At 70.8% G+C, this 24,045-nt stretch carries 15 protein-coding genes and 2 pseudogenes; 10 read left to right on the plus strand and 7 right to left on the minus strand.

Translation table 11 applies throughout. The features are described from left to right. Nucleotides 1–27 precede the first annotated feature (27 nt). Together argG and CRP49_RS00880 are read right to left on the minus strand one after the other, a co-directional pair. Nucleotides 28–1,476: an argininosuccinate synthase gene (gene argG / locus CRP49_RS00875; RefSeq protein WP_097251688.1), complete on the minus strand. Its 1,449-nt coding sequence runs from the start codon at nt 1,474–1,476 to the stop codon at nt 28–30. Between the two features lie 54 nt (nt 1,477–1,530). Beyond that, the gene (locus CRP49_RS00880; protein WP_097251689.1) at nt 1,531–2,907 is read right to left on the minus strand and encodes an amino acid permease; all 1,377 of its coding nucleotides are present in this window, start codon (nt 2,905–2,907) and stop codon (nt 1,531–1,533) included. A 165-nt stretch (nt 2,908–3,072) separates the two neighbouring features. Here CRP49_RS00880 and mmuM point away from each other — a divergent pair, with 165 nt between their 5' ends. Then, a complete protein-coding gene (gene mmuM / locus CRP49_RS00885) occupies nt 3,073–3,996 on the plus strand; it encodes a homocysteine S-methyltransferase (RefSeq protein ID WP_097251690.1) in 924 nt (307 codons plus the stop codon). Between the two features lie 45 nt (nt 3,997–4,041). On the opposite strand, the gene CRP49_RS00890 is transcribed toward mmuM, so the two are convergent. Beyond that, the gene (locus CRP49_RS00890; RefSeq protein ID WP_097251691.1) at nt 4,042–6,816 is read right to left on the minus strand and encodes a sel1 repeat family protein; all 2,775 of its coding nucleotides are present in this window, start codon (nt 6,814–6,816) and stop codon (nt 4,042–4,044) included. A 193-nt stretch (nt 6,817–7,009) separates the two neighbouring features. On the opposite strand from CRP49_RS00890, the gene CRP49_RS00895 reads away from it, so the two are divergent. Together CRP49_RS00895 and CRP49_RS00900 are read left to right on the plus strand one after the other, a co-directional pair. Then, a complete protein-coding gene (locus tag CRP49_RS00895) occupies nt 7,010–7,219 on the plus strand; it encodes a hypothetical protein (RefSeq protein ID WP_094219952.1) in 210 nt (69 codons plus the stop codon). A 161-nt stretch (nt 7,220–7,380) separates the two neighbouring features. After that, the gene (locus tag CRP49_RS00900) at nt 7,381–8,436 is read left to right on the plus strand and encodes a LacI family DNA-binding transcriptional regulator (RefSeq protein WP_097251692.1); all 1,056 of its coding nucleotides are present in this window, start codon (nt 7,381–7,383) and stop codon (nt 8,434–8,436) included. 12 nt (nt 8,437–8,448) lie between these two features. On the opposite strand, the gene CRP49_RS00905 is transcribed toward CRP49_RS00900, so the two are convergent. Further along, nucleotides 8,449–10,017, minus strand: a complete 1,569-nt coding sequence (locus tag CRP49_RS00905) for a carboxylesterase/lipase family protein (protein WP_179851456.1) — start codon at nt 10,015–10,017, stop codon at nt 8,449–8,451. A gap of 270 nt (nt 10,018–10,287) precedes the next feature. Between CRP49_RS00905 and CRP49_RS00910 the strand changes: the two genes are divergently transcribed. Further along, a complete protein-coding gene (locus CRP49_RS00910; RefSeq protein ID WP_179851457.1) occupies nt 10,288–11,673 on the plus strand; it encodes a cytochrome P450 in 1,386 nt (461 codons plus the stop codon). Between the two features lie 73 nt (nt 11,674–11,746). Here the strand turns inward: CRP49_RS00910 and CRP49_RS00915 are convergent, their stop codons facing one another. The 3 genes from CRP49_RS00915 to CRP49_RS00925 are packed head-to-tail and all read right to left on the minus strand — an operon-like array spanning nt 11,747 to nt 17,647. Then, nucleotides 11,747–12,991, minus strand: coding sequence for an alginate lyase family protein (locus CRP49_RS00915; protein WP_097251694.1), 1,245 nt, complete (start codon nt 12,989–12,991; stop codon nt 11,747–11,749). Between the two features lie 28 nt (nt 12,992–13,019). Then, nucleotides 13,020–16,133, minus strand: coding sequence for an alginate lyase family protein (locus tag CRP49_RS00920; RefSeq protein WP_097251695.1), 3,114 nt, complete (start codon nt 16,131–16,133; stop codon nt 13,020–13,022). After that, nucleotides 16,130–17,647, minus strand: a complete 1,518-nt coding sequence (locus CRP49_RS00925) for a glycosyl hydrolase family 28 protein (protein ID WP_097251696.1) — start codon at nt 17,645–17,647, stop codon at nt 16,130–16,132. The genes CRP49_RS00920 and CRP49_RS00925 overlap by 4 nt, the downstream gene beginning before the upstream one ends. Before the next feature lie 318 nt (nt 17,648–17,965). Between CRP49_RS00925 and CRP49_RS00930 the strand changes: the two genes are divergently transcribed. The 6 genes and pseudogenes from CRP49_RS00930 to CRP49_RS00950 all read left to right on the plus strand — a co-directional run bounded on the left by CRP49_RS00930 (nt 17,966) and on the right by CRP49_RS00950 (nt 24,038). Beyond that, nucleotides 17,966–19,300 (plus strand): ABC transporter substrate-binding protein, encoded by a 1,335-nt coding sequence (locus tag CRP49_RS00930; protein WP_097251697.1) that lies wholly within the window; start codon nt 17,966–17,968, stop codon nt 19,298–19,300. Nucleotides 19,301–19,312: 12 nt separating this feature from the next. Further along, nucleotides 19,313–20,197 (plus strand): carbohydrate ABC transporter permease, encoded by an 885-nt coding sequence (locus CRP49_RS00935; protein WP_097251698.1) that lies wholly within the window; start codon nt 19,313–19,315, stop codon nt 20,195–20,197. After that, nucleotides 20,197–21,102: a carbohydrate ABC transporter permease gene (locus CRP49_RS00940; protein ID WP_097251699.1), complete on the plus strand. Its 906-nt coding sequence runs from the start codon at nt 20,197–20,199 to the stop codon at nt 21,100–21,102. The genes CRP49_RS00935 and CRP49_RS00940 overlap by 1 nt, the downstream gene beginning before the upstream one ends. Before the next feature lie 121 nt (nt 21,103–21,223). Next, a pseudogene (locus CRP49_RS47625) lies at nt 21,224–21,539 on the plus strand (hypothetical protein). Between the two features lie 49 nt (nt 21,540–21,588). Next, nucleotides 21,589–21,747: pseudogene (locus CRP49_RS47630) on the plus strand (IS701 family transposase); the annotation flags it as partial. Between the two features lie 1,226 nt (nt 21,748–22,973). After that, nucleotides 22,974–24,038, plus strand: a complete 1,065-nt coding sequence (locus CRP49_RS00950; protein ID WP_097251700.1) for a LacI family DNA-binding transcriptional regulator — start codon at nt 22,974–22,976, stop codon at nt 24,036–24,038. The last annotated feature ends 7 nt before the right edge of the window (nt 24,039–24,045 follow it).

Raw genomic sequence — 24,045 nt, forward strand, 5'->3', positions numbered from 1 at the left:
ACTGCCTGAGGACGTACGACCGCGGGGTCAGTCCGTGCCGGACTCCATCGCGGCACGGTCGAGCATCGTCTCCTCTTCCGTGGCCTCGCCGCGCGAGGCGATCGCCTCGGCGCCGCCCTGGTCCATGGCGCCGATCAGACCGGTCGAGGCCGCCTGGGCCGCGCCGATCGGGGCCGGGTGGTCGGTGCCGACCAGACCCAGGGCCGCGTACTGCTCCAGCCGGGCACGGGAGTCGGCGATGTCCAGGTTCCGCATGGTCAGCTGGCCGATCCGGTCCACCGGGCCGAACGCCGAGTCCTCGGTCCGCTCCATGGAGAGCTTGTCCGGGTGGTAGCTGAGCGCCGGGCCACGGGTATCGAGGACCGAGTAGTCCTCGCCGCGCCGCAGCCGCAGGGTCACCTCACCGGTGATCGCCGCGCCGACCCAGCGCTGCAGCGACTCCCGCACCATCAGCGCCTGCGGGTCCAGCCAGCGGCCCTCGTAGAGCAGCCGGCCGAGGCGCCGGCCCTCGTTGTGGTACGCGGCCACGGTGTCCTCGTTGTGGATCGCGTTGACCAGGCGCTCGTAGACGATGTGCAGCAGCGCCATGCCGGGCGCCTCGTAGATGCCGCGGCTCTTCGCCTCGATGATCCGGTTCTCGATCTGGTCGGACATGCCGAGCCCGTGCCGGCCGCCGATCGCGTTGGCCTCCATGACGAGGTCGACCGGGGAGGCGAACTCCTTGCCGTTGATGGTGACCGGGCGGCCCTGGTCGAAGCCGACCGTCACGTCCTCCGTGGCGATCTCCACCGACGTGTCCCAGAACCGCACACCCATGATCGGGTCGACGGTCTCGATGCCCGTGTCGAGGTGCTCCAGGGTCTTGGCCTCGTGCGTGGCGCCCCAGATGTTGGCGTCCGTGGAGTACGCCTTCTCCGTCGAGTCCCGGTACGGCAGCCCGTGCGCGAGCAGCCACTCCGACATCTCCTTGCGGCCGCCCAGCTCCGTGACGAAGTCCGCGTCCAGCCAGGGCTTGTAGATCCGCAGGTGCGGGTTGGCGAGCAGCCCGTACCGGTAGAACCGCTCGATGTCGTTGCCCTTGAAGGTGGAGCCGTCGCCCCAGATCTGGACGCCGTCCTCGAGCATGGCCCGCACCAGCAGCGTGCCGGTCACGGCACGCCCCAGCGGCGTGGTGTTGAAGTACGGGCGCCCGCCCGACCGGATGTGGAACGCGCCGCAGGCGAGCGCCGCCAGGCCTTCCTCGACCAGCGCGGCACGGCAGTCGACGAGGCGGGCGATCTCGGCGCCGTAGGCGAAGGCGCGGCCGGGCACCGACTCGATGTCGAGCTCGTCGTACTGACCGATGTCGGCGGTGTAGGTGCACGGGACGGCACCCTTGTCCCGCATCCAGGCAACGGCGACCGAGGTGTCGAGCCCGCCGGAGAAGGCGATACCGACGCGCTCGCCGGTGGGGAGGGAGGTGAGGACCTTGGACATGGCAAGATTATGCAGCATCTCGCATTTTCATGCAACGTCTGCGGTTCACGCAGTTCAGGACGCGTCAGCCGGCTCCCGGCGCCCCCGCAGCCACACGTACACCGGAATGCCCGCGAACAGGAACAGCACGCCCTGGTAGACGGCCGCGTACCCGGCGCCCGCGATCAGCCAGAAGGAGAAGGCGAAGGAGAGCGCGGCGACGATCAGGTCGCGGGCCAGACCGGCCGGGCGGACCTGCTCGCGGGTGCCGCGCGCCAGCCAGTACAGCTGGGCGGCGGCCGAGAGGAGGTACGGGACGCAGCCGGTGAAAGTGGTGATGAGGACCAGGACACGGAAGGTGGTGTCCGGCCCTGCGGTGTAGTTCAGGGCGATCAGCAGCGTGCCGAGGGCCACGCAGGCCCACACCCCGAAGCCGGGCACCCCGCCCTTGCCGACCTTGGCGAACGGCGCCGGGAAGAGTCCGTCGCGGGCGGCCGCGTACGGCATCTGCGCGGCCATCAGGATCCAGCCGTTCAGGCAGCCGACGATCGAGGCGACGGCGACCAGCGCGATCGCCGTACCGCCCCAGTGGCCGCCGGTGATCGCGTCCACCGCGTCGGCGAAGGGCGCGCCGGAGGCGACCAGCTTGTCGTGCGGGACCAGGCCGAAGACGGCGACCGTGCCCAGGATGTAGACGAGGGCGGAACCGAGCGTGCCGAGGATGCTCGCGCGGCCCACCGTGCGCTCCGGGTCGTCCACCTCGCCCGCGCTGACCGCCGCCGACTCGACGCCGAGGAAGCTGTACAGGAGCAGCGCGGCGGAGGCGGCGAGGGCGCCGGGGACGCTGTCGCCGGAGGCGTTGAAGGGGCCGAAGTTGTCGGCGTCGACGAAGAACAGGCCGATGGTGGCGACCAGGAGCAGGGGGACGAACTTCAGGATCGTGGAGACGATCTGGACCGCGCCGACCCAGCGGGTGCCGGCGAAGTTCGCCGCGGCGGGCAGCCACAGCGCGGCGAGCGCGACCAGGCCCTCGGCGAGGTGGTTGCCGTGCAGGGGTATGAGGACGTCGACGTAGCCGACCAAGGCGACCGCGAGCGCGGCGATGCTGACCCAGCACATCGTCCAGTACGACCACGCCGACAGGAATCCCGCGAACGGGCCGAACGCGTCGCGCGGGTACACGTACAGCCCGCCGGTGACCGGGCTGCGCCGGGCCAGCTTCCCGAAGAGCAGGGCGAGTAGCACGGCGGCGACGGACAGGACGACGAAGGCGAGCAGGCTGACCGTGCCGTACGGGGCGACGGTGGCGGGCAGCGCGAAGATGCCGCCGCCGATGATGTTGCCCATCACCAGGGCGGTGGCGGCGGCCAGGCCGAAGGTGCGGCGGGGAGAAGCGGGCCGGGCCTCGGGCTCGGCGGCCTCGGTGGAGTCGGCTGTGTGCGGGGCGGTCATGACGGTTCCGGGGGTGCGTGGGGACGCGCGGGGGCGCGGCGCGGCGTACGGGGGTGCAGCGGGGATGGGGGCCGTGATCGTATCCCGGCGTTCCACATGCTGGTCTATTTGTTCATCAGGTGGACACAATCCGGGACCCGTATCCGCATCGACTAGCGTCATGACATGAGCAGCAACACCTCCCCCAGCCTCGCCGAAGCCCTTGCCGCCGGGACGGTCGTGCTCGACGGCGGCATGTCCAACCAGCTGGAGTCCGCGGGGCACGACCTCAGCGACGAACTGTGGTCGGCGCGGCTGCTGGCCGAGCGGCCCGAGGCGGTCACCGAGGCGCACCTCGCCTACTTCACGGCGGGCGCGAACGTGGCGATCACCGCCAGCTACCAGGCCACCTTCGAGGGCTTCGCCAAGCGCGGGATCGGCCACGCGGAGGCGGCCCGGCTGCTCGGGCTGAGCGTGGAGCTGGCCCGGGAGGCGGTACGGGAGGCGCAGGACGCCGGGGTCGCGGGGCCGCTGTGGGTGGCAGCGTCGGTCGGGCCGTACGGGGCGATGCTCGCGGACGGCTCCGAGTACCGGGGGCGGTACGGGCTGAGCGTCGACGAGCTGGAGCGCTTCCACCGGCCGCGGCTGGAGGTGCTCGCCGCTGCCGGTCCGGATGTACTGGCCCTGGAGACGATCCCGGACACCGACGAGGCGGCGGCACTGCTGCGGGCGGTGCGGGGGCTCGGGGTGCCGGCGTGGCTCTCGTACACCGTCGACGGTCGGCGCACCCGCGCCGGGCAGCCGCTGGAGGAGGCCTTCGCCCTGGCTGCCGACGTCGACGAGGTGATCGCGGTCGGTGTGAACTGCTGCGCCCCGGAGGATGTGGAGTACGCCGTCGAGACCGCGGCCCGGGTCACCGGCAAGCCGGTCGTCGTCTATCCCAACAGCGGGGAGGCGTGGGACGCGGAGGCGCGTGCCTGGACGGGGCGGACCACGTTCAGCACCGAGCAGGTGAAGGGGTGGCGGGATGCGGGGGCGCGGTTGATCGGGGGGTGCTGCCGGGTGGGGCCGGAGGGTATTGCGGGGATTGCGGGGGCGCTGGCTGTGTAGGGCGGGTCGAGCCGGTTGGAGCAACGCCCGCCCGGTCGGGCTCTGTCAGCGCTCGTTCGGCTCGTCCTGCTCGTCCGGCTCGTCCTGCTCGATCGCCCGTCCGTGCCGGATCTGGATCCAGCCCTTGACCGCGTGGATTCCCTGTGACGTGTCGTGCTCCGGCCGGCTCGGCAGCCAGGGCAGGGCCGGTTCACCGTCCGCGTCCAGCCCGTGCACCATGAGGCTGCCCGCGCGCTCCGGCATGCCCGCGGCCTCCCACGTCTGGGCGAGTTCCCCCACGGCCGACGGTTCCCCCGCGTCCACCGCCACCCGGCACAGCCGTTCGGCCTCGGAGACGTGACCGGCCTCGCGTCGGATGCGGGCAAGCGACAACAACGCCGGGGCGTGACCGCCCTCGGCGGCCTGCTCGTAGAGGCGCTCCGCCTCCACCGGATCGCCGAAGTCCCGCTGCCGCTGCGCCAGCCACGCCATGGCGTGCATGTCTCCCTCGTCGGCCGCCGCCCGCAGGATCGCCTCTCCCGCTCCGGCTCCGTCCGTCGCCTCGGCGTGGTCCGCGAGCACGGCCAGGCCCTGCTGTCGGCCCATGTACTCCCAGAACGACAGGTTCACCATCCGTGCCGGGCTCAGGCCGCCCAGAGCCGCGGCGTTCCGGGCCATGCGTTCCCCCTCCGCCGGGTCGACGCTCATCACGAGCTGAGCCATGGTCCCCAGGACGAAGAAGTCGCCCAGCTCGGCCCCCTGATACGCCGCCGCGACGGCACCGGGCACGTCGTCTTCGTCCACCAGCCGCATACGGGCCAGTTCGAAAGCGGCATGGTGGTCTCCGGCGGCGACGGCCGTGCGGAAGTACCGCGCCGCCGCGCGCAGTTCTCCGGCGAGCATGCGACGGCGGCCCAGGAAGGTCAGCGCCGCGGCCCAGCCGAGTTCGGCCGCGGCCTTGGCCAGCCGCTCCACCTCGTACTCGCTGCCCGCGAGTTCCTTGCCTTCCGCGACGAAGAGCAGGGCCTCCGGATGGCCGGTCCCGATGATCTCAGGAACAAGCCGTCGCACCGCCTCGACATCGCCGTCCTCCTCATGCCAGGTGACGAGATCGAGCAGTGCGGTGGAGTCACCCGCGTCGTGCCCCTTCCAAATCAGCTCGACGGCTTCCTCCCGGCATCCGCGGGTCTCCCGAAGGCTCGCCATCGCGGTCCACGCAGGGGCGTGCCCTCGCTCGGCCGCCCTCCGGAAGAGGGTGTCGGCGACGGCGTACCGTCCTCTGCGGCGGGCGGAGTTCGCCAGCTCGTACAGGTCGGCGGCGTCGGCCGCGAACCGCTCGGCCGCCTCCCAGAAAGGCGCGCCGGGACAGACGTAGGACCTCGCGAGGCGACCGTACTGGTCGAGGTAGTCGGCCAGCCTTCGCTGCCCCGGCCGCGCGCCCATCCCGCCGGCCGCGGCCACCTCGCCCAAGGGGGCCACGACTCCCTTGATCCGATGCCGCCCGTGGTCCAGCGCCCCGGCGAACCAGTCGGCTGCGGCTCCGGCCCGCTGTGTCTCGTTGAGATACGCCGGGGCGGCCGCTTCCAGGAAGCGGTCCGGGAGCGCGGGACCGTGGCCCAGGCGCCGCGCGTCCATCGCCGCCGTGAGAACCGCCTTGCCGTAGCAGGCCGGTGAGCCGTCGGCGGCCTCGTAGTACTCGACGAGCTGCGGTCCGGCCGCCAGCGTCTGGGTGAGGGTGCCGTCCCGGCTCGCGAGGCTCGCCACGGCCAGGGAGGGATCGCGCGTGCCGCTGATGTCGCGCAGGGCATCGGGCGAGAAGGCCGCCGGAACCCGGAATCCGATCGCCTGCGTGAGCAGGGCCCGCGCCTGCGGGTGCGGGTCCTTGCCGGGGGCGTCGGGCTGGGCGGTCAGCGCGCGGTGGTGCTCACGCCACATGGTCATCAGCACGACGATCGGCTGGGGCCGCTCCAGAAGTCGGCGCAGCTGTGCGGCGCCTTCCTCGCCCCGCTCCCGGGCGAGGAAGTTCTGCCCTTCGTCCAGCCACAGCACGGTCCGTGGACGTGCCAGGCCGGCGTCGAGCAGGCCGAGCAGGCTGTCGGAGTCCTTCGGGAAGACCAGGTCCCAGTCCGGCAGGCAGCCCCGTACCGCCTCGTACGCGGTCCGTGTCTTGCCGGTGCAGGACTCGCCCAGGACGAGCACGAGGGCCGGATCCTGACCGAGCGCCGCCCGCCGCAGCCGGTGTCGCAGGTGTCGGTCGTGGTCGCGCGGAACATAGGTGGGCAGGACGAAGTCGGTCACATGGGTGGGCAGGGTGAATTCCGTCGACGCCGCGCCGGTCGTGCCGCCGGGAGCACCCGCGGTGCCGGGGACGGCGGGGTGCACTCCGAGGCCGCCGGGATGCCAGTCGGCGACCGGCCGGGGCAGGTCCGGCAGCGCGGCGCGGCGGGATTCCGCGTCGTACCGTTCCACGGCTCGGGCGGCCTGCGCACTCTGCACCGCCAGCCCCGTGGCGTGGTTCCGTGCGCCCGCCAGCTCCGTGTAGCGCTCACGCCACCAGGCCGGTTGCAGCAACTCCTGGTCCACGGCAGGAATCGCTTGCTCCAGCGCGCTCGCCTGCTCGCGCAACTTCCGGACCACGCCGAGCAGATGCTCGACATCGTTCGGCATCCGGTCGCCGTCCAGCCACGCACTGACCGTCGACTTGGACCTCACCCCGGCCGCCCGTGCCAGCACCGACAGGCTCGGGCTCCCGGCCAGCCGGACCCGGTGCAACTCCCCGAGCCGGCGCAGTCCTGCCCGGAAGGACTCCCCCGCGCCCCCCTCGCGCGTTCCGTTCGCCACCCGCTCCCCCAGCGTTCGACCGTCCAGCGGACGGGACTGGACGCCCCGGAAGTCTACGGCGCTGAACAGGCACTTCGCGGGCCGGCCGGCCAAGGTGCGCAGACGGTCGCGGAACGCCCCGCTGGACGGACACCTTCATGTCTGCCGCCGCACGCGGCTTCCGTACCCGCCCACCCTCGATCCGGGAGTGCCCATGGCCGTCGTCGTCTGGTCCGCCGAGTTCCTCACCCCGTTCGGCACGCTGTTCCTCGTCATGTTCCTGCTGTTGTTCGCCGGTGTGATCGTCCCGGCCGTGTGGTCCCACCACCGGCACCGGCGCAACGCCGCCCACCGCGTCCTCGTCCTCCTGCTGCACTCCGCGCGGGACGTACTGGCCGCGCTGCGCAGGGCACTCACCCGTTGAACTCGCGGCGGCCGACCGCCCCTTGGGCGGGGCCCGGCCCGGCGCAGGCCACCGCTCCGGCCCCTCCCCACTGCTAGCCTCCGACCGGGAACCGGTTGCCGTCATGTTGCCGCAGTTCCCGAGGGGGCGGGCCACCCTGCCCGGGGAGGGACGAGGCGGGCATGACGAGGAAGAGCGAGGACGCCGGGCGCAGCACCATCCGGGACGTGGCGGCGCGGGCCGGAGTGTCCGCGTCGACGGTGTCGCGGGTGCTGGGCGGGGTGTATCCGGTGAGTGCGGCCACGCGGACGCGGGTGCTGCGGGCGGTCCGCGAGATGGACTACGTGGCCGACGCGCGCGCGAAGGCGATCGCCGGGGCGGGGACGCCGACGCTGGCGTTCGTGCTGGAGGACATCACGGGGCCGTCGTTCGCGCACATGGCGCAGGGTGTGGAGCGTGAGGCGGCCCGGCTCGGCCATCTGTGCCTGGTGTGCAGCACGGACGGGGACGTGCGGCACGAGCTGGAGTTCATCGAGATGATGCGCGCCCAGCGGGCGGCCGCGGTGATCCTCGTCGGGGGCACCGCGGACACCCCCGAGTACCGCGAGCGCACGCGCCGTATCGCCGACTCGCTGGCCTCGGCGGGCTCCCGGCTGGTGCTGTGCGGACGGCCGCCGCTCGGCCCCGGGGCGCCGGTGACGGTGATCGAGTACGACAACGAGGGCGGCGCCTGCGCCCTGGTGGCCCATGTGCTGGCCCAGGGCCACCGGCGCGTGCTGTTCCTGGGCGGCAGACCGGACCACACCACGGCCCAGGGCCGCGAGCGCGGCTACCTCGCCGCCCACCGCGCGCGGGGCCTGGACCCGGACCCGGAACTGCTCCTCCACGGCGACTTCACCCGCGACTCCGGCCACCGCCTCATGCGCCAGGCGCTGGAGCACGGCCTGGAGTTCACGGCCGTGGTGGCCGCCACCGACATGGTCGCCGCGGGCGCGCTGACCGCGCTGCACGAGGCCGGCCTGGACGTGCCGGGGGACGTGTCGCTGGCCGGGTACGACGACATACCGTTCGCCCGCGACCTGCACCCGGCGCTGACGACGGTGCACGTGCCGTACGAGGAGCTGGGCCGGCTGGCGGTGCGCACCGCGCTGGACCACACCGCCGACACGGCCGACGAGCATCTGCTGCTGGGCACGCATGTGGTGGTGCGGGGGTCGGTGGCGGCGGTAGGTGACTGACGGGTCGACGAGTCAGCGGCGCCGTGCCCCCACCGAGCGCCGCAACCGCCGTACCGCCGAGGCGAGTTCGGCTCCGGGGGCCCGGGCGTCGGAGGCGGGGGTCGGATCCGGGACCGTGGCGGCGGTCGACCAGAGGTCGAGTTCCGGATCCCGTGGACCGTATGCGGTATGCGGGACACCCTCGTCGAAGATCCGTACCGGATGGGAGGCGTCCCAGGCCTGCCAGCCCGGATCCCCGGTCGCGGCGAACCGTACCCAGGCCGCGTGCATCGTGGTGCACAGCTCCGGCGGAGCTCCCTCGCCGGCCAGCCGGGCGGATTCCGGGACGTCGCCGGTGTCGAAGACGAACCCCAGCTCCAGGGCGTGGCAGGCGGCGAGGCCGGGGAGGCGGGACGGCCAGGCGAACTCGTAGAGGTACGAGGTGCCGGGGCGGGCGTCGGCCAGCCGGTGCAGCGGGATGCGCAGCAGGTGGTCGGTGACCATCTGGCCGACGATCTCGGCGATGCCGGCGTCGGGGTGCAGGGTGCGGTAACCGCGGGGGACCTCGTGGCCGACGTGACAGCGGGCCATGGCTCCGGCCAGGGCGACCGGGCCGAGCCGGTCGACGCGCTCCAGGAGTCCGCCGGGCACCAGCCACAGCCGGTACTCGTCCCGGGTCCAGCCCAGGAGCAGGTCCACGCCCTGGGCGGCCTTGCCGTCGATGAGGGCCTGGAGCGGGTCGCGGGGTACGAGGTCGCCGTCGACGACGATGCCGAAGGAGGGGCCGCCCAGGACGGGGCTGCTGAGCCGCCCCACCTCGGCCTGGGTGCGCAGCAGCAGGTCGCGGTCGACGGTGGCGAAGGCCTCGGCGGTGGCGGGGATCCTCAGCCGGGTGGCCATGCGGCGCACCATGCGCCGTACCTTGTCGCGTTCCGAGACTTCCGGCGGCCCGCTCTGCAGAACCGCCCGGCGTACCAGGCCCTGGGTCTGGGGTGCGGCGATCAGGACGCCGGCGCTGATGGCACCGGCCGACTGTCCGCAGAGGGTCACGTTGCCGGGGTCGCCGCCGAAGGCCGCGATGCTCCGGTGCACCCAGCGCAGGGCGGCGAGCTGGTCGCGCAGGCCGGGGTTGGGCGGTGCGTCCGGGAACAGCCCGTAGCCCTCCACTCCCAGCCGGTAGTTGACCGAGACGCAGACGACTCCATCACGGGCGAACGTGCGTCCGTCGTACACGGGTACGGCCGAGGATCCCCTGGTCAGGGCTCCGCCGTGCAGCCACACCAGGACCGGGAGCCGGGCGCCGGGGCCCGGCTCGGGAGTCCACACGTTGAGGTTGAGGCAGTCGTCGCCGGGGATGACCGGGTCCGACAGGTACTGGGCGAACGCCTCGGAGTACGGAGGTTTCGGCGCGGTGGGCCCGAAGGCTCCGGCGTCGCGGATCCCGTCCCAGGGCTCGGGCGGCTCGGGCGGCCGGAACCGCCGGGGGCCGAAGGGCGGGGCCGCGTAGGGAATGCCCCGGAACACCGCGATGCCCTGCTCGTACCGACCGCGTACGGCCCCGTGGGGCGTCGTGACCACGGGGCCCGTCTGGTCTGCCGTCATCGCCCACCAGCCCTTCACCGTGCGCGTACACCGCTCACATCAGAGCACCACATCGCCCGGATGTATTCCGGTGCACAGACCCCACGCTGGGCCGTTCGGGCGTACGAAGGCCCTGACGGTCGCCGCAGCGACGCCATCAGGCCAACGTGTCCGGCCTGCCGTGCTCCCCCGCGTGCGCCCGTGCGCGTGGCGGAGCGGCTTTCGGGGTGGTGGGAGCGGGTGATGGTCTTTTCCCGGCCGCGTCCGACACGGGAGAGGGGCCCTTTGACGATGACTGCCGAGCCTTCCACCCCTGACACCGAACCCCCGGACCGCGCCGCGACCCTGGCCGCCGCCCCGGGGGCTCTTCCGTTGCTGGGGCATGCCTGGCAACTGCGTTTCCGTCCCCTGCGGTTCCTCGACTCGCTGTGCGGACAGGCCGATCTGGTCGCCCTGCGGCTGGGACCGGTCCCGGGATACCTGGTCAACCACCCCAGGCTGGTCCACGAGCTGCTCGTCGTACGGCACCAGGAGTTCACCAAGACCGGCAGCCCGCTGTGGGAGACCGTGCGTGTCCTCGTGGGCAACGGCCTGGGGACGAGCGAGGGCGAGACGCACCTGCGACAGCGCCGCGCGCTCCAGCCCCTGTTCCATCCCCACCGCATGGAGCACTACGCCCGGATCATGACCGCCGTCGCCGAGGAACGCGGTGCCGCGTGGCAGAACGGCCAACTCCTGCGCGTCGACCGGGAGATGTACCGGATCGCCGCCGCCGCGCTGACCCGCTGCCTGTACTCGGTACGCCTGCCCGACGACGCGGTGCACGAGATCACCACGCACCTGCCCGTCGCCTTCGCCGGCGTCGGCAAGCGCGCCGCGCTCCCGGTCGGCTGGCTCCACGCGCTGCCCACGCGCGAGAACCGCGCCTACACCACCGCCGTACGCCGCTTGCACGCCCTCGTGACGCAGCTCGTCGACGGCCGTCGGCAGGACCCCACCCCGAGCCCCGACCTGCTGACCGCGCTGCTCGCCGCCCGCGACGAACACACCGGTCAGCCCCTGGCCGAGCAGCAGATCCACGACGAGGTCATGACGCTCCTCCTCGCGGGTACGGACACCACCGCCGCCCTGCTCGCCTGGACCCTGCACCTGCTCGGCGCGCACCCCGACGTCGACCGGCGCCTGAACACCGAACTCCGGCGCGAACTCGGCGACAAACCTCCTACTCTGGAGGACCTGCCCCGTCTCGGCCTGCTGCGCCGTGTCGTCGCCGAGACCCTGCGTCTGTACCCACCGGCCTGGCTCACCCCCCGCCGTGCCGCGACCGGTGCTCGACTCGGCGGTCACCGCATCCCGGAAGGCGCCTACGTCTTCTACAGCCCGTACGCTCTCCACCACGCGCCCGGCCACCATCCCCGCCCCGACCGGTTCGACCCGGACCGCCCCGAGGGGGAGCTGTCCTACACCGGTACCGGCCACGCCTTCCTGCCCTACGGCGCGGGCCCGCACAAGTGCATCGGCAACGCGTTCAGCCTCGCCCAGGTCCACCTGGCCCTCGCCACCATCCTGCCCCGGTGGCGCCTGCGCCCGGAGCCGTCGTACACCGTCCGCCCGCGTGCCTTCACCACCCTCTCCCCGGGCCCGCTGCCGATGCGCGCCGAACAGCGCGCACTGTGAGAGCCCGTGGTCCGGCCCCCGCCCGGGGCGGGAGCGCGGACCACGCGACGGGCGTCCTGGGATGGACGACCCCCTACTTGGCGTACATGAGGGTGCCGAAGCCGAGCTGGTCGTAGCCGCCGGAGGTGGAGCCGTAGTCGCCGCCTCCGCCCTCGGGGGCCACCGAGAAGCACATCTGGGCGATGTACTGGTCGTCGAGGTAGAGGCGCCGGTTGTAGTGGTAGTGGAGCATCGCCCACACCGGGCGGACCTGGCCGCGGGAGGCCGCGGAGATGGCGGTCTGGGACTGCTGGGCGCAGTTCTGGCCGCTGCCCCAGGTGTAGGTGGTGTACGGGACGTCCTGGCCGAGGTTGTACTTGGCCACGTACTGGGCGGCCTTCATGAAGCGACGGTTGTCGTAGGAGTACAGGTCGTCGCCCTGGTTCCAGGCCATCTCGCAGAGGGCGCCCATCTGGCCCATGCCCATGATGCTGTGGGCCTGGTCGCGGCCGGACTCCTGCCACTGGCCGAGGGCGTATCCGGCGGAGTCGGTGTACAGGTAGGGCACGGCATGCCCGATGGAGCCGTTGCCGGCGCCGGACTTGAAGTAGGTGACGGCCTGGTCGTACTTGGCGGCGTCGTCGGTGAGGATGCCGATGGCCATGATCGAGGCCATGTTGCACAGGTCCCAGTTGGCCCAGTAGTTGGTGATGCAGGCGTCGTTGTGGCCGGTCAGGAACTGGTTGTTGAGCGGGTAGAAGACGCTGACCATCATCTTCTGGAAGGCGGCGAGGTCGAAGCCGGCGTGGCCGCGCACGAGTTCGGCGGCGTTGGCGAGCTGCCAGCCGTAGATCCCGGCGGCGAGGAAGCGGTCGGCGTTGCCGGTGACGGTGGTGAGGGTGGACGCCCAGGCGTTGAGGATCCGTACGGCGCAGTCGCCGTGCGCGGAGGTGCCGGCCACGTTCCAGCGCAGGGCGTTCTGGTAGGCGGCGGCGATGTCGTTGTAGAGGATGCCGTAGTTCTCGCCGGTGCCGCCGCGGACGATCGTGGACTGGGGGTTGGGGGTCCAGGTGGACTGGGCGTGGGAGTTGGCGGTGAGTTTGTTCCAGCCGGACAGCCAGGGGTCGGTGCCGGCGGCGACCCTGACCTTGGCCCGGTTGATGTCGCCCCAGTTGTGCAGCATGCCGGGGTGGGTGAAGCTCGCCGGTGCCGCGTGCGCCGTGGAGGCGGCGGACGCGGAACCGACGGCGAGGGCGGCGGCGAGCCCGCCGGTGGCCTTCAGCAGACTGCGGCGGCTCAACTCGTCGGTGTGGGGGTGGTGTTGCTCGCGGCGGCTCATCGCGATGGTTCTCCTTCGTGGGGAAAGGTCAGGTGGGCGTGATGCTCACCTCTTCGAATTGCGCGCTGGCGAGGGCCTGCGGGGTGCGGGAGCACACCACGAGGCCCGCGTAGTAGGGGGCGTCACCGAAGGACGGGATCGCGCCGGTGGAAAGAGGGGTCCAGGTGACGCCGTCGTCGGTGGAGACGGCCGCGGTGAAGGCGGTCCCGGTGCGCTTAAGCCTTAGCAGCAGGGGGAGTTGGACGGGGGTGGTGCCGGAGAAGGCGGACGCTCCGGCGACGGTGGGCCGCAGCATGAGCTGGGCGCTGGCGCCGCCGGTGACGATCAGCCCGGCCGCCTGGTCGAACGGCGACAGCGACTTGGCCATGAGCAACCCGACCCGATCGGCACCGGCCCCGGAGCGGGAGACGAGCCGCGCGGTGATCTCAGCGTCCCCGGCGACGGGCCGGCGCACGAACTGCGCTGTCATCCCTTGCGAGTTGACATTGAGGTCGCTGCCCGCGCCGCGCACGGTGAAGGTGCCGTCGGCGTAGGCGGCGTCGCCCGGGGGGAGCACGGCGACCACACCGAGCGTCCCGAAGGCCCGACGGTCGCGGACCACGTCACCGAGGTCACCACTGCTCCAGGGCGCGGGCAGAGCTGAGGCGGCCGACTCGGTCTCTGGTGCACTGACGGTGACGCTGGGCATCACGGCACGCACAGGCGTCGAACGGGGGCCGTTTCCCGCACAGTTGGTCTTGGTGACGGCATAGCGGTACGCCGTTCCGGGGTCGCCGCTCGCGTCGGTGTACCGGACGCGGGTGCCGAAGCCGACCGCGCCGACGCCGGTGGCGAGGGTGATGTAGGGGCCGTGGGCCCAGAGCGAGCGCAGGACGGTGTAGCGGGCGGCGGGGTCGGGGTCGGTCCAGGCCAGGTCGACTCCGGCGGCGTCCGTGGTGGCGCGCAGGTCGGTGACGGTGCGGGCGGGGCGGGGGACGCGATAGACGGAGCGCTCGCCCGAGGTCACGCTGACGTTGTCGAAGGCGCCGGTGCCGGTCTCGGCGTACTCCTCGTCGACGCCGAGGCAGGAGGTGAGGACGAGGCCGGCGTAGGCGGTATGCGGCAGATCGCATACCGTCGACCCCACCTCGGTCCACCGCATACCGTCCGCCGAGATCGCCCCGCTGCAGCGGTTGCCCGCGCGGGTCACCCGCACCCAGTACGGCGCCCGCATCCGGTATCCGTCACCGGCACCCTCGACATACGGAGCCTCCAGCGGGGTCGCCGACTCGGGCAGCTCCCCCAGGTCGGAGATCGGAAAGGCCGCCCCGGTGGTGATCGTCTGCTGCTGGCCGGGCGGCACCGGTGTACTGCCGGTCGCCGACACCTCCCCGCCGTCCCGCGGGCGTACGGTCCACACCCCGCTCCAGGTGTGCAGCGGCAGGCCCTGGATCAGCATGGAGGCGTGCGCCGCCGCCGGGTCGGTGCCGGCACGCAGGGTGACGCCGATCTTGGAGTACTGCGAGCTGAGCGGCCACACGATCCGCGCGGTGACGGTGCCGTCGCCGTGCAGCGGGAGGTGGACCAGGCGGTACGAGTCGGCGGTGCCGCTCGCCTCCAGCACGAACCGCTCGCCGTCGAAGTGCGCCGCCCCCGGGAGCCGTACGGCCCCGATGTCCTGGGTGGCCCAGGGCCCGGGCAGCCCGGCGGTGGCCGAGACGACGGCCGAAGTGCCGCTCACACCGGATGAGTTGGTCGCGCCGACCGTGTAGTGGTACGTCCGCCCGGTCCGCACGCCGGCGTCGCTGTACGTCGGCTCGGTGAGCCCGGAGGCGATCTCCTCGTACGGTCCCTGCGGGTGCTCGGCGCGCCGTACGCGATAGCCGGTGGCTCCGGCGGAGGGGAGCCAGGACACGGTGACCGCGTGGTCGTCGCCTGCGGCGGTGATCCCGGCCGGTGCCGAGGGCGCGCTCGGTGCGGGGGCGGTGGCGCCGGCGTAGGCGAAGGTGCCCCAGCTGGGCAGGTCGTCGTTGCTGCCCTCGACGATCCGGGCGCCCGAGGGCCCGCGGAAGACGGCGGCCTCGGTCCAGGGGGCGTCCAGGCCGCGGACGCCCGCGTAGTGGGCGTAGTACATCTCGTAGACCGGTGGCAGGGTGCCGCGCCCGGTCGCCGAGACGGTCCTCTTGATGTACTTGCCGGTGCGGTCGAGGTCGGGGGTGAAGGGGACGTCGCCGCCGAGGTTGTAGCGGGCGGCGTACTCGGCGCCCGCGAGGATGCGGCGGCCGTCGTGGCCCCACAGGTCGACGCCCTGGTTCCAGGCGGTCTGGGCGATGTCGCCCATGAGGCCTACGGCGAGCTGTTCGTGGCCCTGGTCGCGGCCGGACTCCTGGCCCTGGCCCGCGTCGGTGACGATGCGATGGCGGACGCTGCCGTTGCCGGCGCCGGCCGCCGCGTAGCGGAGGGCGTCCTCGAACAGGGTGGGTTCCTCGCAGAACACGCCGATGGCCAGGATGGTCTGGACGGCGGTGAGGTCCCAGTTGCCGTTGGCGTAGAGCATGTAGCCGGAGACGGCCGGATACCAGACGTCGAGGAAGGAGCGTGCGCAGCGGGCGATGTCGGCGTCCGTCCAGCCGTCGTAGCCGGTGTGCCGCAGCAGTTCGGCCGCGTTGGCGAACTTGAAGGCCTGCAGGCCCGCGCCGAGGGGTCCGTCGGCGCCGGTGATGATCTGCAGCGAGGCCGACCAGGCGTTGAGGATGTCCCGGGCCTTGTCGGCGTGTGCGCTCTCGCCGGTGACGGCCCACAGCAGGGCGTTCTGGTAGGCGGCGGCCGAGTCGGCGACGGCCTGGTTCATGTAGTTCGACGGGCCCCGGCCCCAGGAGGTGATCTGGCCGGTGTTCTGGATGCTGTATGCGGTCTGCGAACGAGGGTGGGCGGCGAGAGCGAGGTAGCCGTCGTACACGGGCGACTGCCGACTGTCGACCGCCGACCGCATACGGGTGAGATCGTCGGCTGTATGCAGGATGCCGGGGTGGGCGAACCGCCGCGCCCGGCCCTCCCCGCCCGTCTCCGCCCGGGCCCCGGGCACGAAGAGCGTGTTCGCGCCCGCCGCGAGCAGCACCGCCCCCGACGTCCGCAGCAGGCCCCGTCGGCTGATCGGGCTCACTGAGCGGCCGCCTCGGCGGTGGTGAGGAAGCGCAGGTTCAGCACGTGCTCGTTGGCGAACCACTGGATGGCGTCGGTGGTCTGGTACCACTTCGGCTTCTGCATCGAGTCCGCGATGACCCTGCCGTTGATCACCAGGTTCTCGAAGGTGACGTTCTTGATCGCGTGGTCGGCGTCGTAGCCGAGGAGGAGCGACGGGTTGGCGTGGGTGCCGGTGTAGGTGAGGTTCTTGACGTACACGTCCTCGATACCGCGGCCGACCGAGGTGTTGTACTTGGTGTTGTACATGACCCGCAGGTGGATGACCTGGCCCCAGCGGAAGTCCTCGATCCGTACGTCCTCGATGCGGACGTTCTTGATCAGGTTGGAGTCGCCGGGATTGAGGGCGATGCAACCCTGGTAGCCCATCTGAGGTTCGCGGTGGTCGAGGATGTCGACGTTCCTGATGACCAGGTTCTCGATGGTCTCGGGGGCGTCGGTGTTGCCGTGGGTGCCGACGTTGACGGGGTGGGCGACGTCGGCCCACAGGGTGCAGTTCTGGATGGTGATGTCGCGGGTGTCGCCGTAGTAGTTCCAGCGGTGGGCGTAGATGGCGAAGCAGTCGTCGGAGTTGCGCATGAAGCAGCCGTCGAAGAGGACGCCGGTCGAGGAGAAGACGTCGAAGCCGTCGCCGTTGCCCTTGGAGCTGAACGAACGGGCCTTTCTGACATGGACGTTGTGGCTCTCGCCGAAGGTGCCCGCGTAGCCGGCCGGGTTGAGGATGATGACGTCCTCGATCCGGATGTTGCTGCTGCCCTCGCAGAGGATGGCGCCGCCGGGGTTGGCGTACAGGATGCCGTGGCCCTTCAGGCAGGCCTTCTCGACGTTCTTGAAGTAGACCTGGGCGGTCAGGACCGCTCCCCCGGCCAGGTAGACGGTCTTGCCACTGGGCACGGTGAGGACGCCGCCGGTGACGGTGTGCACGCCGGGGCCGAAGTAGAGCACGTCGGGGTCGTCGGCGGAGGGTGCCTGATGCTCGACACGGTTGGTGATGACGTGCAGACAGTCGAAGATCTCGTCGTTGATCTGTACGACGACGTCCTTGGGCTCGTCAAGGGTGAACCGCAGGGTGTCGCCGAGGAGTTCGGGTGAGATGCCGAGCGCGTCCGGTCTCACCCGGGCCTTGGTGGTGCCGCCCTTGAGGTAGGTGACCTCGACTTCGACGGCGCCGTGGAAGTCGAAGTACACCATCGAGGTGTTGTAGACCTTGCCGGAGCCGGTGCTGGGGTTGATCTCCTCCAGCTGGGGCCGCCAGATGTCCAGGGCCTGCCAGTCGCCGTCGGGGGCGCTGCGCACCCGCACCTTGAAGCCGGTGTTGGTCGGCATGGTGGCCGGGCGGGGATAAGTGACCAGCTTGGGCGGGGAGTTGTCGTCGTCGGCCCGGGCGGCCGGGGCCCTCAGTCCGGACATGCCGACGGCGAGCGCGGTGGCGCCCGCCGCCTGGAGGGCGGTACGGCGGGACAGGGACGGGTTCATGAGCAACTCCTGTGGAGAGCGAGAACGCAACTGGACAGCGAGAGCGCAACCGCGGGGAGCAACCGGTTGCTATGAACGATGAAGGGAGCGTCATCCCGCGCAGAAGGGACGTCAAGAGGGATGGCGGACTTTCGAAAACCGTTCGGCGGCAACCGGTTGCTCATGCGCACCGGTTGCTACAGATGGGCCGTTCGACCGGCCGTACGCCGAAAGAATCGGCTTCATACCCCTTGCTGGGAGCCGCTCGACCATCCTACTGTCCCGTGGAAACCGGTTTCTAAATCACTGGAGCGCCAACTTCCGAAGGAACACGGTCAGATGAACTCCACCAGCCCCCGGAGAAGATTCCTCAGCGCCGCCGTCGCGGGCCTCGCACTGACAGGTCTGCTCTCCGCCTGCGGCGGATCCGGTTCCGGCGACTCCGCATCGGCCGACGGCCCGGTCACCCTGCCCTTCTGGGGCTGGGCGAACGGCCAGGACGCCGTGGTCGAGGCGTTCAACGCCGCTCACAAGGACGTCAAGCTCAAGTACACGAAGGTCACCGACCAGCTGACCATGCAGAAGCAGCTGACCAACGCGGTGAAGGCGGGCAACGCCCCCTGTCTGGTGCAGAACACCGCCGAGTACGTGACCAGTTGGGTTTCCCAGGGCGCCCTCGCCGACATCACCTCGTATGTGCGCCCGGCCCAGGACAAGTTCAACTCCGGTTCCTGGGCGGCCGCGCAGGTGCAGGGGCGGCTGTACGGCGTCCCCACCAGCTCGGCCCCGAACTTCACGATCTACCGCACCGACCTCTTCACCAAGTACGGCATCAAACCCCCCACCACCTGGGACGAGTTCATCGCGGCCGGCAAGGTGCTGAAGAAGCACGGCATCAAGATCACCAATTACGCCGGTGAGGACCCCAGCACGCTGGAGGTGCTCGCCATGCAGGCCGGCGCCCACTGGTACGGCATCGACGGCAACTCCTGGAAGGTGGACTTCCAGGACCCGGGCACCCTGAAGGCCGCCAAGGTCATCCAGGAGATCATCGACAACGACCTCAACTCCAAGCTGTCGTTCGCCGATTACGCGGCCGTCCAGCGCAACTACGACAACGGCGGCACCGCCACCCGCCAGATCTCCACCTGGCAGATGGCCGGCATGGTGCAGAACTTCACCAAGTCCTTCGGCAAGTGGGCGCTCGCCCCCTGGCCGGCCTACACCGGCGAGGCCGCGAAGACCCCGGCCGGCACCAACCTCACCGGAAGCGTCACGCTGGTCACCAAGCAGTGCACGCACCAGAAGCAGGCCGCCGAGGCCGCGTTGTGGATGTCCACCGACGCCGGCGCGGTGAAGACGATGGCGAGCCCGACCACCGGCAACGGTGTGATGCCGGCACTGAGGAACAGTGCCGCCTACGTCGACGAGGCGATCTCCGCCAAGCTGCTGGGCCCCCACTACGAGCCCGCCAAGAAGGTCGTCACCGACAGCCTGAACACGGTCACCACGAACTGGACGTTCGGCCCGGACTGGACCGCGATGTTCACCGAGCTGCAGAGCGGCTGGGCGAAGGTCGTCAGCAAGCAGCAGAAGGTCACCGACCTGCTCGCGCACATGCAGCAGTGGACGGTCAAGGACCTGAAGTCCCGCGGCATCAGCGTCAAGGGCTGAGGCGAGAGGCCGATGGTCCGCTCCCAGCGCTGGAAGGGCGCCGCCTTCACCGTGCCCTTCCAGCTCGGCTTCGTGTTCCTGTACCTGATCCCGATCGGCTATGCGGTCTACCAGTCCCTGTACCGCGAGCACCAGTCGGGGCTGGGCCTCGGCGGCGCCACCGAGAAGTTCTCGGGACTGGCCAACTACCGTCAGGGCCTGACGGATTCGGCATTTCTCCATTCCGTGCTGCGGGTGCTGCTGTTCGCCTGCGTACAAATCCCGGTCATGCTGTTGATCAGCCTCCTCCTCGCACTCTTCCTGGACGCGCTGTCCTCGCGCGTGGCGGGCCGGTTCCGGATTCTGCTGCTGGTGCCGTACATGATCCCCGGGGTGGTCGCGGCCATCGTGTGGATCAACCTGTACAGCCCGGACGTCGGCCCGCTGACCCCGCTGGGCAAGGTCTTCGGTCTGACCTGGAACTTCTTCGCCCCGTCCATGGTCTGGCCGTCCATCGGCAACCTGCTGACCTGGCACGGCATCGGCTACAACATGGTGATCATCTACTCGGCACTGCAGGCCGTACCGCGCGAGCTGTTCGAGGCAGCCCGACTGGACGGCGCCTCCGAGCCGCGGATCGCCCTGAGCATCAAAGTCCCGTACGTGCGAGGCGCGTTGGTCCTCACCGGCATGCTGTCGATCATCCAGATGCTGCAGATCTTCAACGAGCCGGCCCTGTTCCGGAACGTCACTCCCCAAACGGTCGGCGACAGCTTCACCCCGATCATGGTGATCTACAACCAGGCGTTCAACGCGGGCAACTACCACTACGCGGCGGCCCTTTCGGTGCTGCTCGCCCTGATCCTCGGCGTCGCCTCCTTCCTCTTCTACCGGCTCACCGCGCGAGAGGCCGACTGATGACGCTCACCGAAGAACGCCGCCAGGCGAGCCCGGTCCGCCGCCTGACCCGCCCCGATCCCGCCTCCCGCTCCCGCGGCGGCCAGCGTTTCCTGCTCCTCGGGCTGGTGCTGGCCAGCGCGTACAGCCTGTTCCCGGTGTGGTGGCTGCTGGTCGCCGCCACCAAGAACCGGACGGACCTGTACCAGAGCAACGGCCTGTGGTTCTCAGGCATGCACCTGTGGTCCAACCTGCGCCAGCTGTTCACCTACGAACACGGCATCTTCCTGCGCTGGACGGCCAACTCGTTCCTGTACGCCGGCGTCGGCTCGCTCGGCGGCACGCTGATCGCCCTCGCCACCGGCTACGGCCTGGCCCGCTTCGACTTCCCGGGCCGGGGGGCGGTGTTCGCCTGCGTGGTGGGCTCGTTCCTGGTACCGATCGCCCTGCTCACGCTCCCCCTCTACCTGCTCTTCTCCCAGATCGGCCTGGTGGACACCCCGTGGGCGATGCTGATCCCCTGCCTGATCAACCCGTTCAGCGTCTACCTGGCGAAGGTGTACACAGAATCCACCGTCCCGTACGAAATCCTGGAGGCGGCCCGCATCGACGGCGCGGGCGAGCTGCGGATCTTCTTCACCATCGTCCTGCGCATGATGACGACCGGCGGCGCCACGGTCTTCCTCCTGGCCTTCGTCAACACCTGGAACGCCTTCTTCCTCCCCCTGACGGTGCTGCGCGGCGAGGAGAACTGGACGCTCAACCTGGGCCTGTACAACTGGACCGGAAAGCGCCTGGAGTCGGGGGTCGACCTGACGAGCCTGGTGCTGACGGGGGCGTTGCTGTCGATCGTGCCGATGGCGGTGATGATGGTGGCCATGCGGAGGTATTGGCGGACGGGGGTGACGTTGGGGGCGCTCAAGTGACAGTGCTGGGCAATCCCGTGAGCCGTGGCTTCGATCCCGACGCCTCGCTGGTCAGGGCCGGCGACTGGTACTACGCGGCGGCCACGTCGTTCGAGTGGTTCCGGACCATCTAGTACTCCGGTTGCCCGAGCTGAAGCGGCTGCATGCCGGTCATGCCCCGGCGGTCCTGGCCTTCGAGCTGGCGAACCGCGCCTACTTCGCTGCCTCGGTCTCCGACCGCGGCGACGACTTCTTCGACCAGTTCGCCGACCGGTACCACGCCTTGCTGGCCGAGCAGGAGGCCGGCATCTGTGCCTTCTGCGTACTCGTGGCCGAATGGCGCGTCCCAGAAGGTGCTGGCCAAAGCCGGGTTCGTCCCCTTCCGGCCCGCCGACCCGGCCCACCTCGGCGGTAAGCCAGGGACCTGGTATCAGCGCGACCTGGTGCTCCAGCCGTAAGGTGCGATCTTGCCGGGGGCCGGCTGAGGCACAGCATGGATCCTGCCCGTTGGCAGAACCACAGCGCCGGGCACGGTCGTTCGTGCTCGGGCTGTTGTCTGACCTGCCACGCAAGAACTGGTGGACACTCACAGAGCCTGCCGGGGACACCACTCCGTACGGTCTCCAGCACCTGCTGTCGAGGGCCAGGTGGGACGCCGAAGCGGTACCCGTTCCTGGACCGAGGACACGGCCCTCTGCCGGGCCGCCGGGATACCCGACAGCATCGCCTTCACCACGAAACCCGCCTCGCCGACCGCATGATCGGCCGTGCGCCGATGCTTCGCCGGGATCGCGCTGACGAAGCTGGATCGGGGGACGCTGAGTCCCGTGGCGACACCCGGCTGGCGCCACGGACGAATCTCTGTGAGCTGAAGGCTTTCCGGCGGTATTGAGGTTGGGTGATCCCGTATCAGGCTCCCGAGAATCCCTTGGTGCTGACACCAGTGCTGGTGACCCATTCGGGCCGCGCTTGGTGTTGAGGGCACGTGCGCGCGAGTCCTGCTTGATCATGTCAGAATGCCCACCGACCTGGAGCTGGACCGGTCTTTATCGCACAGGGGTGGGGCATTGAGAGGGCTCGGACGCTGCGCTGTGACAGGCACGGTTGCGGTGATGCTGCTCCTTGCAGGATGCGGAAACAGCGCGACGCCTGCGGGACGCCGGTCACCGGCCTCCGCGACGGTATCGCCATCGCAGGCAGTGGAGAAAACCGCCGACGAGGTGCTGAGCGACCTTCGCTTCGCCTCCGTCGGTGTGGGAGAGGCCCGCGTGGGCGCTGCGCGGAGCAAGCGTGCGGCCGCCGACGGTGTCTCGCCCTGCCTGGTCGCAGGCGTGATTCTGACACCGAGAGTCCCCGGGCAGGCCAAGCTTGTCCGCTTCGCCAGTCGCCTGCACCAGCGAGGGTGGAAACTCGAGGGCGTCGTGGACGCAGATTTCACCGTCCTCAAGTCGGGGGAATGGCAGGTCTTCATGGGCTCCGCACCAGTTCCTGCGAAGTTCAGGGACCAAGCAGGCGCCAACCGGGGCGTGATCTCCGTCTCGGTGGGGGGAAGGTGCAAGAGGCCTCGTAACACCGTCGCTCCGACGGCTCCGTCCGCTTCTAGGCAGGAGGCAAGACCACCCTCACCGGTTCCGGAACAGAGGTCATCGCGCCCAAGGACTACTGGCTGACCCGCATCGCCCTAGGGTGAGCCACAGCCGACCGGACCCCACCCTGTTCGAAGTTTCGAAAGTCCCCCCGCCCACCATCCCGTGAATTCCCATGTCTTCACGCCGTGTTGACGCGCATCTATCGTAGGAAGCGCTTTCTGCATGCTCGGTGAGCAGGCCGCGGAAGCAGCGTTGGTCGCAACTTTCGATGGCCCAAGGGCGGGTCGGAGAGGCGGGTTCCCTATGGTCCGTGCGGGGAGTGCGAGCGTGGTGGCCGGGCCGACGCTGGCGGTGGTCGCCCGCGAGGCGGGGGTGTCGGTGCCAACCGCGTCGAAGGTGGTCAACGGGCGGGAGGACGTGGCTCCCGAGACCCGGCGCCGGGTCACCGAGGCGCTCGACCGGCTCGGGTACGTGCGCAGACCCCGTTTCGACGCGGCGAAGGCGCCGGCCCTGGTGGACCTGGTGGTGCACTCGCTCGAAAGCTCCTGGTCGGGTGCCGTACTGCACGGAGTGGAGGAGGCGGCGTACGAGGCGGGCCTGGAAGTGGTGGTCTCGGCGAGCCTGAACCGCGCCCGGGGAGAACAGCCCGGGCGCGGCTGGCTGGACAAGCTCACCGCACGCGGCTCCTCGGGCGTGCTGTTCAACCTGGCCGAGCTGTCCCCCGCCCAGTACGCCTGGCTGGACCACCACCGCATCCCGTTCGTGATGATCGACCCCGTGCACGAGCCGCCGGCCGGGGTGATGTCGGTGGGGGCCGCCAACTGGCAGGGCGGGGTGAGCGCGACCGAGCATCTGGTGGCCCTCGGGCACGAGCGGATCGCGGTGATCGCCGGGCAGCGGCGCAAGATGTGCAGCAGCGCCCGGGTGGCCGGCTACCGCTCGGCGCTCGCCTCGGCCGGGGTGCGGCACCGCGCCGAGTACGTGCGGCACGCCGGGTTCGAGGAGCCGACCGCCCGGCTGCGCATGCATGAACTGCTGGACCTGCCTCAGCCGCCGACGGCGGTGTTCGTATGCTCCGACCGGATGGCGCTCGGGGTGTACACCGCGCTGGCCGAGCGGGGGTTGAGGGTCCCGGACGACGTCAGCGTGGTCGGCTTCGACGACCTGCCCGAAGCCCGCTGGGCCACCCCGGCGCTCACCACCGTCCGCCAGCCCCTCGCCGAGATGGCGGCGACCGCGCTGCGGCTGCTGGTGCGGATGATGCAGGGCGAGCGCCCGGAGGGGACGCGGACGGAACTGTCGACCCGGCTGGTACGGCGGGCGAGTACGGCCCCGCCGCCCGCAGCCCGTTCGGCCGCAGCGCGGTGACCGCCCC

Source organism: Streptomyces sp. Ag109_G2-15 (genome assembly GCF_900215565.1).
Classification (GTDB): domain Bacteria; phylum Actinomycetota; class Actinomycetes; order Streptomycetales; family Streptomycetaceae; genus Streptomyces; species Streptomyces diastatochromogenes.

Excerpts from the sequence above, each read along its gene's own strand:
- argG (WP_097251688.1), bottom strand. The coding sequence starts at position 1,476 with ATGTCCAAGGTCCTCACCTCCCTCCCCACCGGCGAGCGCGTCGGTATC.
- CRP49_RS00880 (WP_097251689.1), bottom strand. The coding sequence starts at position 2,907 with ATGACCGCCCCGCACACAGCCGACTCCACCGAGGCCGCCGAGCCCGAG.
- mmuM (WP_097251690.1), top strand. The coding sequence starts at position 3,073 with ATGAGCAGCAACACCTCCCCCAGCCTCGCCGAAGCCCTTGCCGCCGGG.
- CRP49_RS00895 (WP_094219952.1), top strand. The coding sequence starts at position 7,010 with ATGGCCGTCGTCGTCTGGTCCGCCGAGTTCCTCACCCCGTTCGGCACG.
- CRP49_RS00900 (WP_097251692.1), top strand. The coding sequence starts at position 7,381 with ATGACGAGGAAGAGCGAGGACGCCGGGCGCAGCACCATCCGGGACGTG.
- CRP49_RS00905 (WP_179851456.1), bottom strand. The coding sequence starts at position 10,017 with ATGACGGCAGACCAGACGGGCCCCGTGGTCACGACGCCCCACGGGGCC.
- CRP49_RS00910 (WP_179851457.1), top strand. The coding sequence starts at position 10,288 with ATGACTGCCGAGCCTTCCACCCCTGACACCGAACCCCCGGACCGCGCC.
- CRP49_RS00915 (WP_097251694.1), bottom strand. The coding sequence starts at position 12,991 with ATGAGCCGCCGCGAGCAACACCACCCCCACACCGACGAGTTGAGCCGC.
- CRP49_RS00925 (WP_097251696.1), bottom strand. The coding sequence starts at position 17,647 with ATGAACCCGTCCCTGTCCCGCCGTACCGCCCTCCAGGCGGCGGGCGCC.
- CRP49_RS00930 (WP_097251697.1), top strand. The coding sequence starts at position 17,966 with ATGAACTCCACCAGCCCCCGGAGAAGATTCCTCAGCGCCGCCGTCGCG.
- CRP49_RS00935 (WP_097251698.1), top strand. The coding sequence starts at position 19,313 with ATGGTCCGCTCCCAGCGCTGGAAGGGCGCCGCCTTCACCGTGCCCTTC.
- CRP49_RS00940 (WP_097251699.1), top strand. The coding sequence starts at position 20,197 with ATGACGCTCACCGAAGAACGCCGCCAGGCGAGCCCGGTCCGCCGCCTG.
- CRP49_RS00950 (WP_097251700.1), top strand. The coding sequence starts at position 22,974 with ATGGTCCGTGCGGGGAGTGCGAGCGTGGTGGCCGGGCCGACGCTGGCG.